This is a genomic window from Azospirillum sp. A23, assembly GCF_042938965.1.
GTDB lineage: Bacteria > Pseudomonadota > Alphaproteobacteria > Azospirillales > Azospirillaceae > Azospirillum > Azospirillum melinis.
Genome location: NZ_CP170670.1, coordinates 1 through 14863, shown reverse-complemented (window position 1 = coordinate 14863; position 14863 = coordinate 1). Strand labels below are relative to the sequence as shown.

Sequence of the window (14863 nt, the reverse complement as noted above, 5' to 3'; positions counted from 1 at the left end):
CAGTTTTTCCTTATTTAGCCGAGCGGCCGTCGAGGTGGAAGCCTTCGATGAACACGACCTCGACAGGTCCAGGCTGTGCCGTGATGACCGGCTGGTACTGCTCAGCGCGCTTTATGAGGTAATCGGAGAGCCGGTCACCAGCGTTCCCCAGGCCCTGCCCTATGCCCGATTTCGCGACCTGCCCAAAGCTCGGGGTTTCCGTCTCCCCGGTGTTGATCGTGATGCCGCTGCCGCCAAGACCGCCAAAGCCGGCCATACCGCCGCCGAGTGTTTGGGAGAAGGTCTTGCCAACGCCACCGGCTACGCCCGCAAAGAAGCTCTGCATCACTAGATCGCCTTCGCGGCTTACAACCTCGCCGCGGATGCCAGCTTTACCGGCACCGACCAGATAGCCCTTAACATCGGTTTCCATGACCTCTCCTGCCTTGCGGGTGCAGGTCATGCGCTGCAGACGGCCGTACACCTTTTCGGACGATAGGTCACCGGTGGCGGCGACCGTGACCGTGCAGCCGATGATATCGGTTTCCTGTATCTGTGCGCCCTTCAGCGCCGCCGATTTCGCCGGGCCGGTGATGCGGATTAGCATCGGCCGCGGATCGGCTTGCGAGGTTACGGAAGTGGAGGCATCCACGCCGCTGATGATTTCGGCGGCGGCATAGGCGCCTGCTGGCACGTAGTCGCGGGTGGATCGAGAGCGGCCGGGCCCGGCCGGCTGATCGAGGTTGAACGTCACCACCTCAACGCCGCCGCGCGGAGCCTCCGTCCCGTTCACCAGATTGTCGGCTCCGGTTCTTGGGCGGCCGTTCTGGCGCGAGACGAAATCGCCGTTCACACCGGCCGACTGCCCGCCTTGCGACGGCACGAAGCGGCGGTTCTGATTGCCCGCGTTCGGCGCAGCGGCAGGGCTGGCCACCGCCACCGCCTGCACCTGATCCTGCAGCCGCTTGTTCTCACCTTCCAGCTTTTCAAAGGCGTCGGCCTGTGCGCTGATCACCTCCTTCGCGTTCTTCTCAGCGGCGACGAATGCCTCATTCGTTGCCTTGAGTTCCGACTTCAGCCGATCGACCTCCTTCTCTGCCGCGGTCTTAGCCGAGTTCAAGAAGTCGACCGTCTTTTCCAGCTTCCCAAAGCGTTCTTCCGCCTTGTTCAGCCAGTTCTTTTCCGGTGCCGAGGCTCCCGACAGATCGTTGATCTTCACGGCCTTGTTGGGATCGAAGGATGCCATGGTCGCGGGGCCAGGCTGGCGCAGGACCAGATAGACGACAGCGCCGACCAGCACGACCGCGATGGTGCCACCAGCGACAAGCTGCTGCCGCCGCTTCAGTCTCTGTGCTTCAGCGTCCCGTGACATTGCCTGACCCCTTCCGAAGTGCAACGAAAGCCGTGGTTTCACCACCCGGCTGCAGCACCCGTTCCGTCAGCATTGCAGCCACCACACCGGCCCGCTTGAAGCGTTGCTCCGTCAGCTCCACCGGCTGGCTCAGCGTGTTCCTGACCGTGTAGGCTTCACCGTCGAGCGACTTGCCGAGGTATTGAGCCTTCAGCACAAGCCGGATGCCGCCACCGAGATCGTAAGACGTGTCCGGTGCGCTGATCTCATATCCCTTGATGGTCTCTTCGAGCACCATCGACCGGATGAGGCGGACCACCGACTCTTGGAAGGGAGTTTCCCGCTCCCAATCGCCGGCTTCCTTGGAGCCGTTGACCTGCGGGTTATGCAGGGCGATTTGTTCCGAAGGACGATCTCCGGGGGTGAGGAGCAGCTTGTAGGTGTAGCCGCGCTCAGTGGTCAGGAAGAAGTTCAGCGGCGCTCCCTCGCCGCCGGGCAGTGTCTGCACATACAGATCGCCCGTCGCCTTATCGACTGTTGCTGAGAACGCACCCTTCTCCATTTTCACGCTGGTTACCCGGTCACCGACTACGGCAATCCTGTTGGGATCGAGCTTCGACACGGTTGCCGAAATCTCGCCGCCATCGACAACCTTCTTGATCTGCATGGCGCCTGCCGAGACCGGCAGTGCGACCAAACCAACGGCGGCCAGAATGGCCCAGGCCCGCGGCGTCATTGCTTACCTCCAGCATGATCTTTGCTCACCTCTTGGAAGCCGTAAAAGGACAGACGGCCACCAGAGAAGGCCCATTTGAATTGATAGATCTTCACTTCAGAGTTGGTTTGGGTCTTCCCCATGTAAGTGTCGAATTGCCCTACCATTTCCACCATCATAGTGCGCGTATCGACATTGACCGATGTGGGGAAGTAGACCGTGGAAAGTTTGCGATCACGCAAATAGCCGAAGTATTCGAGTGTCTGTTGTTCGACAGCACCGTACACTGCCGGATGCGTGATGCGCAGGATGGCTTGGCGCGCATAGTCGGTCGTGGCTGGCGTGCCGTTCAGCAGCAGCCCCGCCATATCGCGCGTCAGCAATTCGAGCGTGGCCCGATCCACGGACTTCGTGCCGATCGTCATGCCGTCCGGAATTACGGACGGCACCAGCCGCGTAACCTTGTCTTCTGTGGCCGCATTCCAGGCTTGCCCCGCGTTGACGAGCAAGCTCAGAACAAGCAGAATTAAGAATATGTTTCGCAGCACGATGGCGTCGTGCAGCGTAGTGTTGTGCAATCGAAAGTCCATTGCTTTACCCCACGTAACGCCGCACGTATGATGGGGGCGTTCCTTTTAGGCCAAGCGGTGGATAGTACCAATACACGCCGTAAACGGCGACGTTGGCTTGTTCTGAGCCTTTGAATTTCCGGTAAGCGAAGTATCCGCCTGCAGAAAGCATGATGCCGAAGGTGAACATATGGAACACGTAGCCCAGGATGAGCGGGCCAACGAGAACCAATGCTTCGTCAAAGGTCCAAAAATACCACCGCTCCGGGTCGTCTAGATGACGGGGAATGTAGTAGGGCTCAACGTCGCCGTTGCTCATGATTACACCAGCGCCGTGATGCCCCCGGTGATGATCGGCAGCCCGAGACCGGCCATCGCCCCGACGCCGACCGCGGAAGCCATCTGCTGAAGATTGAACTTCAGGATGCTGCCCGCGAGGGCGAAGCCGAACGCCAGCACCGCGGCCAACTCGCCGCCCGAGCCGCTGATGTATCCCGAGAATTTGGTGTTCAGCGTGTCGAAGGTGGTGTCGGTGCCAGCAAAGGCCGGATCACAGAGGCCCACGACGAAGATGCAAGCCAGAACAGCCAGGGCAGCGGACGCAACCTTGTCTTTCTCGTCCCGGTTCAGTGCGGAGAGCGAGCTGTCGAACTTCATGGTTAATAGTTCCTTTCTGTTGGTTTGACGCGTTCAGCCGCGCTTGACACCATAACGGTGGCGTTTATGCCACTAATTCAGGTATCTTTCGAGATACATTTGCGCAATCTGATTACCTCAGCCTGATCGCGATGTTTCGTCGCACCCTCTTGCACTGCGCATGGGGGGGCGTGCTGGTCGCAGCCACTCCGAGGCCCTTGAGTGATTTCAGCGCCTTCGCCATAACGGTCGTATATGCAGCTATGGTTTAGCATTTATAGCTGCATATCGTCAAATGGCTATTGACGTATATACGCATATATTAGAGAAAGAGGCAGATCGAATGACCGATAGTGGCAAGACCGTGCTCACGTCCTTCAAGCTCACCACAAGCTCAGCGGCTGCGGTCGAAAAGCACCTCACCGATCTGACGTACCAGCTGGATCGGAAGGTCCACAAAGTCACCTTGTTCCAATGGCTGACGGATCGGTTCCTTGAGGATGCCGATCTGCAGCAGCAGTTCCGTGAGTTTCTGAATGGACAAAAGAAGCCCGAGGCGTAGCCGTAGCTGCGCCTATCACCGCCTCTCGCGCTCGATGCTCTTGGGGGCTGCCATTGTGGCAGCCACCCTGCTTTCTGCCTGCCCTACACGGGCGGCGCAGACGTGCGAGGATGCGATTGCCCAGGTCGCTGAAGAGAGTGGCGTGCCACACCGCATCCTGAAGGCGATTGGACAGGTTGAAAGCTCCGGCTGGCCTTGGACCCTAAACTTGGCCGGTCAGGACTTCTATTTCCGGACCAAGGCCGAGGCTGTATCTGCGCTCACAGGCATGCTGACCAAGCGTCAGTATCCGGATGCCGGCTGCGTCCAGATGAACATGCGGTATCACGCATACCGCTTTGGCAGCGTGGAAAAGGTTCTCGATCCTCTGACCAATGTTCGGGCTGGTGCGGCCTTCCTCATCGAACTGAAGGAGCGCCACGGCACGTGGGAACGGGCGGCAGGCGCCTTTCACAACACCCGTGATCTAGTCCGGAATCAGGCATACCGATGCCGCCTCGCGCGGGCACTGGCCCCAGAACTGAAAATCTCGCACTGCGTCCGCTCGTGACCCACCGGGATGTTGCGCACCGCCCGATTATGCGAATTCACATAACCGGGCGATGACACTCCGTTCGTCACCCGTCACCGAGCAGCTGATCGACCTTCGCTCGCAATGCAAGCAGGTCCTGTCGATGCTCCGGCGTCAGGGCTGCGCGGTGGGCTTGCAGTTTTTCCACACCGCCGACGAGCCGCTTGATGCCGGTGGTGGCAGCCTTGACGGCATCGGCCGGGGGCTTTGCCGGTTGAGGGGCTGGACCAGCTTCCGCTTTAGCGTTCCGCACCGCTTTGATTGAGAAGCCGGTCTTCTTCAACGCGTCCCATATCCCGCGCTGGGCTTCCTCGCCGTCTACCGTCGCCAACTCGTACAGGACGGTTTTGGCGATCTGGCCTGCCAAGGGCATGTACTCCACCAGGATGCTGTCAGCGATCCTCAGCACTGATAGGCTTCTGGCAATGTCCGGCTGTGCGCGCCCGACCACTTTTCCGAGATCGGTTTGCGTGTAGCCATGCTTGTCTGCCAAGCGCTCCAAAGCTCGCGCGTACTCGACCTCGTTCAGATCGACCCGCTGCACATTGTCCACCAGAGCGATTTCGTCCAAATCGCCTTCTGTGATGATGGCAAAGATGCTCGACCTTCCCAGCAGCTGGTGAGCGCGCAGACGGCGCTCCCCAGCAATGAGGACATAGCCCTGATCTCGGTCACCCTGGACTAGCACAGGGTTCTTGAGACCATGCCGCTCGATCGACTGTGCCAACGAAGCAATGGCTTCGTCATCGAAGTGCTTCCGGGGTTGATCGGGGTTCAACTGGATAGCATCAAGCTGAAGCTCGACTACGCGAGGCAGGTTCTCTGATTGCCCGAAAAGGCGAGATGTGCCAGCAAGGTTCTCTGTCGGCTCGACGCCGCCAAGCAATTCGCCGGTTCGCCGCTGCAGCTTACGAGCCATAGACGCTCTCCCCCTTGGCTGCCGCCTTCTTCGCGGCGATCCGCATCAGGTCCGCGGTGATGGCTTCAAACACCTCTTGTCCGGGAGCAGAGCCCTCTACGGCAAACACGATCTGCCCGGCCGACGCGGCTTGCGCGAGGATCGTCGCGTTCGGGATGGGCTCATAGATGTGCAAGCTCTTTTCCCACTGGTTCCGCATATCATTGAGCGTGTCACGATGCTCTGTGAGATTCTTCCGGTAGAGCGTGGGCACAAGGCCCAGAACGTCCAAGTCAGGATTGGCCGAGCGGCGAATGCGCGTGATCGTGGCGACCAGGCGCTGTACGCCGTGGAGGGCGAAGGTCTCCGTTTGGACAGGGACCAGCACCAAATCCGATGCAGACAGCATGTTGATCGTGACGGCACCCAGGTTCGGAGCGCAGTCGATAACCACGAAGTCATAGCTGCGGCGGAGACCGCGCATCTTCCTATCGACAGCCTTCCCCGCGATGCTGTCCGTTAACAACCCTGCGTCCGCGTCGGCCAAGGACAAGCCGGCGGGCATCAGGTGGAGCCCTTTGTAAGTCGTCTCGTAAACGACATCGGACAATTCAGCGTCTTTGATGAGGAAATCGTAGGTCGTTTTGCCGGCCTGTTCGAGCGAAAGGATCGTCCCGGCGCCCAGGCCAAGGTGGATCGACGCATTGCTTTGCGAGTCCGCGTCGATGAGCAAAACGCGGGCCCCAGCCTGAGCCAGATGGTAAGCGAGGTTTACGGCGGTGACAGTTTTCCCGACCCCGCCTTTCTGGTTGGCAACGGCGAGGATTGTCGGAGCGAGTTGCGGCCGCGGCACTGGTTGCTGAATGTCGCCGGCGAGCAGATCGTTCACGGCTTCTGGGATCCGTTCCGCCCCGGTCTCCCAACGCGAAATCTTCTGCTTGTTATAGCGGCGGCTCAGCTGGGTGTTGAGCCAATCTGCGAACGCAGCTTGATCCAGCCCGCGCGCTTCTCGAAGCGCACGCATTTCATCGCCTTCCATGGGCGGTCCCCTCGTGTGTCTTGATGACACTACGATATCCAGTAGTAGCAACTGCGTCAACTGTGTATCGATCAGTTGCTACTACTATTTTCGTCAAGGTCACGGTTCGCTCAGCGTCTGCTCCTATGCAGGCCGAAGCGGTTGAGCAGGTTCGCACCTGTTCGTCAGTAGTGCAATAAGCAGGGCCTAAGCGTCCTGCGCTTGATCGCAGTATCAGCTAGACCTCGCCCCTTGTAATTGCTAAAAATACTTCGGCATCTAATCGATATGCAGCAATGCGACCACGCCCTTGTTTGTCGAACCGATTACCGGCCGGATCAACATAGTAGCGTTCTGAAATAATCCCGCCGACCATAAGCTCTGTAATGACCCGACTAATGTCCGGGCCGGCTGTCGCCTTTGATAGCATTGAGCGACTAGTACGGCGGTCTGACCAGCGATCTTGGTCAAGAAGACTAACCACATGCTCTGCGAGTTCGTCTCGCGGCAAGGATATGACGCCGGACTTATCACAGAATTTAGCAATAGTAAGCACAACCGCAAATGCAAACCATGGTCTGCTGCTGATTGCCCCGACTCTGGCGAAGAGTTCACCGAGTTTCATCATTCCCAGACGTGCGGAGGACGCTTGTTTAACATGGCGTACTACAAGAACTTTCGCGAGCGCAACTGCGGCGTAATGGTGGCGCATAATCCAGTATGTATTTATCTGTGGCAAGGTGGTTTACGCCAGTCCACGCGTAAGGTGGCGGCATCCGGTTAAAGTGCTGAAAATGAAAGGTAAAGCGTGGTTGGAGTGCTGCCTTCGGCTGGGTTGCGCTCTCCCGATAATATTTGTCGCATGGGTGAGATGCACGTATATGTAGGTATAGCGATATACGTTTTTCGGATCGTCCACCCTTAATTTTGCTGACCAGGGATGCGACTCGCATAGCAAAAATAGTGGCAAATATGCCATGCTAATGGGCCTAACCCCCTCTGAGGAAAGTCTAGCAATATCAAAGGCGTCTTCGTTCAGATCCGCTACTTTCGGCGCTCTGGATTGCGACGCGGTGCGACAACTTGCCACAAGATAAGGTAGCGATTATGCCACTATTTGTGCGCAGATAATCGGAGCAGATAGGTGACGCGGGGACGCCATATTCCATGGGCAGCAATGCCCACTTCATCGTTAATAGAGTAAGGGCAGGACCACGAACGTGCTCTACAATGCTGAACAACGATGTCTGAGAGTTGGCTGTGGCCGGACTACCGTTCTTCTTGAGCGGCCATTCTGGGATGCCATAGATGAGATGGCTCTTCAGCTATCGTTTGGTCGTTGGCAACATCTTGTACGGCACATTTCCAGGGAGTACGGCAAGGACATTGACCGTGGTGTGCCACTCGCGAGTGTCTTGCGCTGCTATGTACTTTATCACCAGCGCCATGCCGCCCCCCTCCCCCGCTCGTTCGATGCTGCGGCGTAACGCGCGTTACGCGGTTGCCGCATAACGCGCGTTACGGTAGCGTGCCTACAGTCAAGCTATGGGGCGGTAGATGCCGACTAACAATTCCCGGCGCGTGCGAGCTTATGAGCAACGCCTGAAGGCGAAGGGCTATGTGCGCGTGACGGCTTGGATCCCTGCTACGGCGGAGGCGCGCACGCAGCTGCAGAGCACAGCCCGAATGCTGCGGAACGACGCCGAACTGGACGCCATTCCAGAGGCTGCATCCCATGAAGCCTGATGACAACGCACCAGCCGACCTCTTCGGCTATCGCCAGCCTCCACGTGCTGTTGCGACCGGCCGACCGCTTGGAGACGCAACGGCCAGCCGGCTTGCAGCCGCTACTGCAGAGATCACGGAGGCAACACCAAGCGCGGCCGAGATCTCGTTCCAGCACACTGTCTTCTGCCAAGTGGGTTTGCCCTACCGGAGGACCGCGGCGCGCGAATGGGAGCGGCAACAGGGCCGTATTTCGCTGCGCCTGGAGGCCGGTGCTGTCCTCAATCCGGAGACGGAGAAGTTCGAAGAACTGCCGCTGCCTTATGGTGAAAAGCCACGGCTCGTTCTGCTGCACCTGAACGCGGAAGCCATGCGAACGCAATCGCCCGTCATCGAGGTGGAGAACAGCCTAACGGCATTCGTGCGCTCGCTATCCCTTAACACAGGCGGTCGCACCATCAAGACGATTAAGGAGCAGCTGGCTTGCCTCGCCGCTACCAACATCCGCCTTGGCATGATCGAAGATGGCCGGGCACGGCAGATCAATACGCAAGTCGTCGGCAGCTTTGATCTGTGGTTCCCCCGCACTCATAATCAGCGCGTCCTTTGGCCGTCCACGATCAGGCTGTCGGACGACTATTTCCAATCGTTGATGGCGCATGCCGTTCCGCTCGACCGCCGAGCAGTCGCGCGGTTGGCAGGCTCCGCGTTTGCGCTCGATCTCTATGCATGGCTGGCGCAGCGGCTTCACAAGGTGCCCGCCGGAAAGCCCCAGTTGATCACATGGCCAGCCTTGGCCGCTCAGTTCGACCAGGGCTACGACCGCCTGCGCGACTTCAGGGCCAGATTCAATGAGACGATGACAAGGGTACTCGCACTTTACCCTGCAGCACGTACCGAACCGACACCGGAGGGCCTGTGGCTGCGCAACAGTCCGCCGCCCGTCGTCGCAACGACGGGGCGTGGCCAACGACTGTTGGAAGTGATTGGTAGCGAGACCCCTGTCCACAAATCCACGGGTCAACGCGCCTCCGGCGCGTAGGGACTACGGGGCCAGCCGCGCCCTCATAGCGCACCGGGCTGGCCCCGTAGTCCCGTTGGCCGGTGGAATTGTGGGCAGGATCGGGTGATCGCCACCCGCCTTTCGTGAATGTCCTGTCGAAGCGGACACCGTGCGTACTTTCGTCTCCGGACCTCATAAACGCTGATCGGCTGCACGGAAACCGCTCCAGCAGGGTTTTCCGTGTAACCGACCAGCCTTTATGTCGGTTTTTCTGTCCCGCTGCTCCCCAGCCCACGGCTAGTAGCCCACAGGCAAGCCACTGTTCCGGCTCAGCTCACCCTTAGCGTTGTTTACCTGACACCTATCGCGCTTTCCTCTTATTGCGACAGGCTGGTCAAGCGCACAGCGCCGACCAGCAGCGCTTCTCCGACCATCTCAAGCTTCGCCAATTCGGCATCGAGCGGCTGAGGATCACGACCAGCAGCGCGTGCGACAGCCTCAATCGCTGGCAGCCAGTGCCACGCCGCGGTGTAGCCAATGGGTCTCCCATCAACCGGGTGAAACACCTCCCAGACCGGTGCCGGTATCATTGATCGCTCCCTTACGAGACAGTGCTTGTTTCGCGCATACATTTTACCCGCGCATAGCCGTATGCGCGAAAATTTTAATCGCCGCCGGCACGCCGGCGAGGTGATCGACCAGGGCGGCGCCGTCGACGGCCAGCTGGAGGACGCGGCGGCCGACCGGCCGGGCCGGTGCTGGCCAGCCTGATCCGGATCGCCGCCGGCACGCCGGCGAGGTGATCGACCAGGGCGGCGCCGTCGACGGCCAGCTGGAGGACGCGGCGGCCGACCGGCCGGGCCGGTGCTGGCCAGCCTGATCCGGATCGCCGCCGGCACGCCGGCGAGGTGATCGACCAGGGCGGCGCCGTCGACGGCCAGCTGGAGGACGCGGCGGCCGACCGGCCGGGCCGGTGCTGGCCAGCCTGATCCGGATCGCCGCCGGCACGCCGGCGAGGTGATCGACCAGGGCGGCGCCGTCGACGGCCAGCTGGAGGACGCGGCGGCCGACCGGCCGGGCCGGTGCTGGCCAGCCTGATCCGGATCGCCGCCGGCACGCCGGCGAGGTGATCGACCAGGGCGGCGCCGTCGACGGCCAGCTGGAGGACGCGGCGGCCGACCGGCCGGGCCGGTGCTGGCCAGCCTGATCCGGATCGCCGCCGGCACGCCGGCGAGGTGATCGACCAGGGCGGCGCCGTCGACGGCCAGCTGGAGGACGCGGCGGCCGACCGGCCGGGCCGGTGCTGGCCAGCCTGATCCGGATCGCCGCCGGCACGCCGGCGAGGTGATCGACCAGGGCGGCGCCGTCGACGGCCAGCTGGAGGACGCGGCGGCCGACCGGCCGGGCCGGTGCTGGCCAGCCTGATCCGGATCGCCGCCGGCACGCCGGCGAGGTGATCGACCAGGGCGGCGCCGTCGACGGCCAGCTGGAGGACGCGGCGGCCGACCGGCCGGGCCGGTGCTGGCCAGCCTGATCCGGATCGCCGCCGGCACGCCGGCGAGGTGATCGACCAGGGCGGCGCCGTCGACGGCCAGCTGGAGGACGCGGCGGCCGACCGGCCGGGCCGGTGCTGGCCAGCCTGATCCGGATCGCCGCCGGCACGCCGGCGAGGTGATCGACCAGGGCGGCGCCGTCGACGGCCAGCTGGAGGACGCGGCGGCCGACCGGCCGGGCCGGTGCTGGCCAGCCTGATCCGGATCGCCGCCGGCACGCCGGCGAGGTGATCGACCAGGGCGGCGCCGTCGACGGCCAGCTGGAGGACGCGGCGGCCGACCGGCCGGGCCGGTGCTGGCCAGCCTGATCCGGATCGCCGCCGGCACGCCGGCGAGGTGATCGACCAGGGCGGCGCCGTCGACGGCCAGCTGGAGGACGCGGCGGCCGACCGGCCGGGCCGGTGCTGGCCAGCCTGATCCGGATCGCCGCCGGCACGCCGGCGAGGTGATCGACCAGGGCGGCGCCGTCGACGGCCAGCTGGAGGACGCGGCGGCCGACCGGCCGGGCCGGTGCTGGCCAGCCTGATCCGGATCGCCGCCGGCACGCCGGCGAGGTGATCGACCAGGGCGGCGCCGTCGACGGCCAGCTGGAGGACGCTACCGACCGTTCCCTTTCACGACGCATTCATTCGGGCACCTCGCCCAGCAACCGGCACAACAACTCTGATTGATCAGCCGGTGACAGGTCCAGCAGCCGGACCCAGGCGGCCCAAACGTCGGTGGCCGCATGACCATTGAGACGCAGCCGTTCTTTGACCGCCATGGCCAGAAATGCACTCACAGCCGCCAGATCATCGGCCCCTTGCTCCACCACCCCTCCTTTACGCGACAGATTTCGAACCCCGGATGGCCGACGATGCGTTGTTGTGATCTGCCCGTTGCCCGCTTCCGAGTTCGTTCAGGACGTGCTGGTATTCGCCCGGTGGCAGAGCGCGTGCATCCTCGGCCATGTGCCGTAAGGCAGCGAGGCCGGCCTCGGTAAACTGAGCCCGCAGCCAATGGCTGCCGTCGTCCCGCAACTCCAGCAGCCCACGGTCCAGCATCCCCTGAATGACCGCTCCCGGCTTCGGTTGACCCTTGTTCGGCCCGGTGGCCCACCGCTTCACCAGGATGCCGCTCTCCAGCCGCGGTGCCTGCCCAAAGCGCACCATGAATTCGTTGCGGATCAGAGCCCGCTCCCGCGGCGTCAAGGTGGTGTCACTCACCAGCTCATCTCCCTCAGTCCTCTCCCCGCGATACGCGGAACCAATGCTCAGCATACTGCCGACACAGTTCAGCCTCCACGCCATCTCCGGTGCGTTCGGCATCGGCCGCGCGAGCGAGCCACTGAGATTGTTTCTGAAGCGCTGATCCGTTCACACGGGCCGGTGCTGGCCGAACTCCGGTCGAAGCGGCAGTGGTGGGACGGGCCTTGCTGAAATTCGGTTGCGGCACTGGTACGCGGGGCTTGAAGGGTGGCATTGGGCCTACCGACTTCCTTAAAAGAGTGGAGGGTCATCCTTCGACCCAACAGAGTCTACGCTGCGCATTGCCACGATGCGCGAGAATTCTCCGATGCTGCAGCGTCGCCGACGCCCGCCGACGTGCTGCCTGACATCGGAGACGCGACCGACCAGCGGGGCCGGTGGCCTGTAGTCTGATCGGCACCGTCAGCACCGGTGAGATGGCCAACCGCCCCTTTCGCGACAGCGGCCGCATGCTCCCGGCCGCTCCCTTCGAGGACAGCGGTAGGTGAATGCCTACCTGAATCTGCACCGGCGCGGCGGTCGACCGGGCTGGGCAAGCCGCTTCGCCATGCCCCACTGCCCCAGCGCAAATGCCGCAGCCGGATCAAGAGCCTCCGGAGGCTCAGTATCTGCCGGGCGGCGCCTGTCGGTCAGTTCGGGATCTTGGACGGCTGATAGCCGGCGGTTCATGAGGCCTCGCTTTGTCTGTCGGATGAGTCTACCGCGCGCATGCTCGCCATGCGCGAAAATTTGTGCTGCTGATCGGCGCCGACGACGCGCAGGGCCTGCTGGCGGAGGGCGGCGCCGGGCGCTCGCCCAGCACCACCACCGCGGCGGCCGGGCTGCCGGCGATCCTGCTGCTGCTGATCGGCGCCGACGACGCGCAGGGCCTGCTGGCGGAGGGCGGCGCCGGGCGCTCGCCCAGCACCACCACCGCGGCGGCCGGGCTGCCGGCGATCCTGCTGCTGCTGATCGGCGCCGACGACGCGCAGGGCCTGCTGGCGGAGGGCGGCGCCGGGCGCTCGCCCAGCACCACCACCGCGGCGGCCGGGCTGCCGGCGATCCTGCTGCTGCTGATCGGCGCCGACGACGCGCAGGGCCTGCTGGCGGAGGGCGGCGCCGGGCGCTCGCCCAGCACCACCACCGCGGCGGCCGGGCTGCCGGCGATCCTGCTGCTGCTGATCGGCGCCGACGACGCGCAGGGCCTGCTGGCGGAGGGCGGCGCCGGGCGCTCGCCCAGCACCACCACCGCGGCGGCCGGGCTGCCGGCGATCCTGCTGCTGCTGATCGGCGCCGACGACGCGCAGGGCCTGCTGGCGGAGGGCGGCGCCGGGCGCTCGCCCAGCACCACCACCGCGGCGGCCGGGCTGCCGGCGATCCTGCTGCTGCTGATCGGCGCCGACGGCGTCGCCTCACACCTTCCGGCAAATACCGTGTTCGATGCAGGCGTTCAACACAATGTCCGATAGCGGTTCGTGGAGTTCTTCCGGAAAAGTGATAGTTGACATCCACTGCCCTCCATTATCCCGGTGAAGAGGAGCGGTAACAGAGGTAGCATGTTGTCCGTTCATGATCTCTCTCGATACACGGAGGCCACGAACCTTAAATTCGATGCCATGGATCGTGATAGACACATCGACAAGCGCCAGCAATTTTCCACCGACTGGTGCTTTATGCACTGCAATGACTTCAATTGTGACGGGCTCAGTTTCGTTCAACACCTTCGCAATTCACTCCATTCTCAGAATAAACGATCTGTGAAGCTCGCGACGGTACTGAGGAATGTTGCCGCGGCGGTCCATGCAGCCGCCCGTCGGTTCAATGTCGCCGACTTCTGCCCCGCCAAGATCAGTGCGGTGACCCGCCAGTGAGCGGACTCCGCCCGGTCGAGAGGTTCGAAGTCGGTTGGTCCCACATCGATCTGCGCCGACTGCCACCACAGCCACGCTGCGTAAAGCCCCGTCATCATCGCTGAAAACGGGAGTATCCATTGTGTCAGAAACATCAATGGCGGAGGCTCCTTATCGCGACTGGTCGCGGTCGGCGTCATTGGTCGCCGGGAGCGGCGCCAGCGTCATACCGCCGGCAATGGGGCCGACCGTCATCGTATGGGCCAGGATATCGGCCGCGCCATGGGGGGCGAACTTATACTGGCTCGCCCCGCGCGTGTCGAACAGGCTGATCGCTGCAAGTTGGTAGAACTCATCCTCAACCATCAACATCTTCATATGCTCCCTACATGGATTATGAATCAGCCAAGGTCGTCGTCTCTCATCCAATCCCATGGCGTCGGAGGTAGATCGTAGTCCAGCTCATCCCATGTGCTGGTAATCGCCGTGCCCTCAGGATAGGTCTCGGCGAACTCATTAACGGCCTCATGGAAGTGACGCCGATGATCGGGCATGACCATCCACCATTCGCCGTCGCCCTCCTTGCGAAAAAGCTTGTACTTGCCATTGGCCTGCCGCTCGTGGCCGTATGCGATAGTGCAGAACTGAGTAATCATCCCAATCACCTCGTTTGGTTTCAGAGGTTTTAACGGTTTACTTTATGTCGCCTTACAAGATGAGCATTTAATGTCCGTATAATTTGGATGTCGTCTTTCCACTTCGTTCACCGATAACTGTATAGCTAAGCTCTCGGTGTCCGCTTCGATGATTACTGTTTCATTGCCATTACTCGCGCTGTTCTTATAGGCGACTCTGCAAGACCATTTGATCGTATCTTTCCCATGACAGGATACGCATTTTACTCGGGTGAACGAACGATCAGATCGAACCACTAGGGCCTCGGCAAGAGAAGCCGCTACAGAGCCAGTTTCGGCTTCTATGGTTACTGCTCTATTGCCATTACTCTTGCCGTGTTGATATGAGACCCGACATTCATACGATTTCTTGGCAGATGAAGCCAATTCTGAATCCTTTTCCATCATTTTCTCCTTTGATGGATGACATCCTCGGTCTTTAGCCTCGGCTAAACCGCTCAAAATTCTCTGAGTTCAACATCACCTCCAGGCCCTGCCACGGATCGTCTTGATCGGGCTTGGCGAATGCCTCA

20 protein-coding genes are annotated in these 14863 nt (G+C 61.9%); 5 read left to right on the top strand and 15 right to left on the bottom strand.

Annotated elements, in window-relative coordinates:
- Positions 1–10 precede the first annotated feature (10 nt).
- Genes ABNQ40_RS34200 through ABNQ40_RS34180 form a run of 5 tightly spaced genes read right to left on the bottom strand, consistent with a single transcriptional unit; the run spans position 11 to position 3271 of the window.
- The gene (locus ABNQ40_RS34200) at positions 11–1351 is read right to left on the bottom strand and encodes a TraB/VirB10 family protein (RefSeq protein WP_391349493.1); all 1341 of its coding nucleotides are present in this window, start codon (positions 1349–1351) and stop codon (positions 11–13) included.
- Positions 1335–2066 carry a type-F conjugative transfer system secretin TraK gene (locus tag ABNQ40_RS34195; RefSeq protein ID WP_391349491.1) on the bottom strand — a complete coding sequence of 244 codons (732 nt, stop codon included), beginning with the start codon at positions 2064–2066 and terminating at the stop codon, positions 1335–1337. The genes ABNQ40_RS34200 and ABNQ40_RS34195 overlap by 17 nt, the downstream gene beginning before the upstream one ends.
- Complete coding sequence (locus ABNQ40_RS34190; protein ID WP_391349489.1) at positions 2063–2623, bottom strand: TraE/TraK family type IV conjugative transfer system protein; 561 nt, start codon at positions 2621–2623, stop codon at positions 2063–2065. The genes ABNQ40_RS34195 and ABNQ40_RS34190 overlap by 4 nt, the downstream gene beginning before the upstream one ends.
- A gap of 16 nt (positions 2624–2639) precedes the next feature.
- On the bottom strand, positions 2640–2933 hold the full coding sequence (gene traL, locus ABNQ40_RS34185) for a type IV conjugative transfer system protein TraL (RefSeq protein ID WP_391349487.1): 294 nt from the start codon (positions 2931–2933) through the stop codon (positions 2640–2642).
- 2 nt (positions 2934–2935) lie between these two features.
- On the bottom strand, positions 2936–3271 hold the full coding sequence (locus ABNQ40_RS34180) for a hypothetical protein (protein ID WP_391349485.1): 336 nt from the start codon (positions 3269–3271) through the stop codon (positions 2936–2938).
- 322 nt (positions 3272–3593) lie between these two features.
- Between ABNQ40_RS34180 and ABNQ40_RS34175 the strand changes: the two genes are divergently transcribed.
- A complete protein-coding gene (locus tag ABNQ40_RS34175) occupies positions 3594–3812 on the top strand; it encodes a hypothetical protein (RefSeq protein WP_391349482.1) in 219 nt (72 codons plus the stop codon).
- A gap of 55 nt (positions 3813–3867) precedes the next feature.
- Entirely contained in the window at positions 3868–4362 is a 495-nt protein-coding gene (locus ABNQ40_RS34170; RefSeq protein WP_391349480.1) for a transglycosylase SLT domain-containing protein, read from the top strand.
- 67 nt (positions 4363–4429) lie between these two features.
- Here the strand turns inward: ABNQ40_RS34170 and ABNQ40_RS34165 are convergent, their stop codons facing one another.
- The 3 genes from ABNQ40_RS34165 to ABNQ40_RS34155 form a co-directional block, all read right to left on the bottom strand.
- A complete protein-coding gene (locus ABNQ40_RS34165; protein ID WP_391349478.1) occupies positions 4430–5302 on the bottom strand; it encodes a ParB/RepB/Spo0J family partition protein in 873 nt (290 codons plus the stop codon).
- On the bottom strand, positions 5292–6320 hold the full coding sequence (locus ABNQ40_RS34160; RefSeq protein WP_391349476.1) for an AAA family ATPase: 1029 nt from the start codon (positions 6318–6320) through the stop codon (positions 5292–5294). Before ABNQ40_RS34160 ends, ABNQ40_RS34165 begins: the two co-directional genes overlap by 11 nt.
- A gap of 217 nt (positions 6321–6537) precedes the next feature.
- Positions 6538–7038 (bottom strand): hypothetical protein, encoded by a 501-nt coding sequence (locus ABNQ40_RS34155; RefSeq protein WP_391349474.1) that lies wholly within the window; start codon positions 7036–7038, stop codon positions 6538–6540.
- A gap of 481 nt (positions 7039–7519) precedes the next feature.
- On the opposite strand from ABNQ40_RS34155, the gene ABNQ40_RS34150 reads away from it, so the two are divergent.
- Together ABNQ40_RS34150 and ABNQ40_RS34145 are read left to right on the top strand one after the other, a co-directional pair.
- Entirely contained in the window at positions 7520–7786 is a 267-nt protein-coding gene (locus tag ABNQ40_RS34150) for a ribbon-helix-helix domain-containing protein (protein ID WP_391349472.1), read from the top strand.
- Between the two features lie 248 nt (positions 7787–8034).
- Positions 8035–9066 (top strand): replication protein RepA, encoded by a 1032-nt coding sequence (locus tag ABNQ40_RS34145; RefSeq protein ID WP_391349470.1) that lies wholly within the window; start codon positions 8035–8037, stop codon positions 9064–9066.
- A gap of 594 nt (positions 9067–9660) precedes the next feature.
- On the opposite strand, the gene ABNQ40_RS34140 is transcribed toward ABNQ40_RS34145, so the two are convergent.
- The 4 genes from ABNQ40_RS34140 to ABNQ40_RS34125 are packed head-to-tail and all read right to left on the bottom strand — an operon-like array spanning position 9661 to position 12041.
- Positions 9661–11205 (bottom strand): hypothetical protein, encoded by a 1545-nt coding sequence (locus tag ABNQ40_RS34140; protein WP_391349468.1) that lies wholly within the window; start codon positions 11203–11205, stop codon positions 9661–9663.
- Complete coding sequence (locus tag ABNQ40_RS34135) at positions 11206–11391, bottom strand: hypothetical protein (RefSeq protein ID WP_391349466.1); 186 nt, start codon at positions 11389–11391, stop codon at positions 11206–11208.
- A 10-nt stretch (positions 11392–11401) separates the two neighbouring features.
- Positions 11402–11785, bottom strand: a complete 384-nt coding sequence (locus ABNQ40_RS34130) for a hypothetical protein (protein ID WP_391349464.1) — start codon at positions 11783–11785, stop codon at positions 11402–11404.
- A 13-nt stretch (positions 11786–11798) separates the two neighbouring features.
- Positions 11799–12041 carry a DUF4167 domain-containing protein gene (locus ABNQ40_RS34125; RefSeq protein WP_391349462.1) on the bottom strand — a complete coding sequence of 81 codons (243 nt, stop codon included), beginning with the start codon at positions 12039–12041 and terminating at the stop codon, positions 11799–11801.
- 517 nt (positions 12042–12558) lie between these two features.
- Between ABNQ40_RS34125 and ABNQ40_RS34120 the strand changes: the two genes are divergently transcribed.
- Complete coding sequence (locus ABNQ40_RS34120; protein WP_391349460.1) at positions 12559–13275, top strand: hypothetical protein; 717 nt, start codon at positions 12559–12561, stop codon at positions 13273–13275.
- A gap of 272 nt (positions 13276–13547) precedes the next feature.
- Here the strand turns inward: ABNQ40_RS34120 and ABNQ40_RS34115 are convergent, their stop codons facing one another.
- The 3 genes from ABNQ40_RS34115 to ABNQ40_RS34105 are packed head-to-tail and all read right to left on the bottom strand — an operon-like array spanning position 13548 to position 14312.
- A complete protein-coding gene (locus tag ABNQ40_RS34115) occupies positions 13548–13811 on the bottom strand; it encodes a hypothetical protein (protein WP_391349459.1) in 264 nt (87 codons plus the stop codon).
- Positions 13812–13827: 16 nt separating this feature from the next.
- Positions 13828–14034: a hypothetical protein gene (locus ABNQ40_RS34110; RefSeq protein ID WP_391349457.1), complete on the bottom strand. Its 207-nt coding sequence runs from the start codon at positions 14032–14034 to the stop codon at positions 13828–13830.
- Between the two features lie 23 nt (positions 14035–14057).
- Positions 14058–14312 (bottom strand): hypothetical protein, encoded by a 255-nt coding sequence (locus ABNQ40_RS34105; RefSeq protein ID WP_391349455.1) that lies wholly within the window; start codon positions 14310–14312, stop codon positions 14058–14060.
- Positions 14313–14863: the final 551 nt, after the last annotated feature.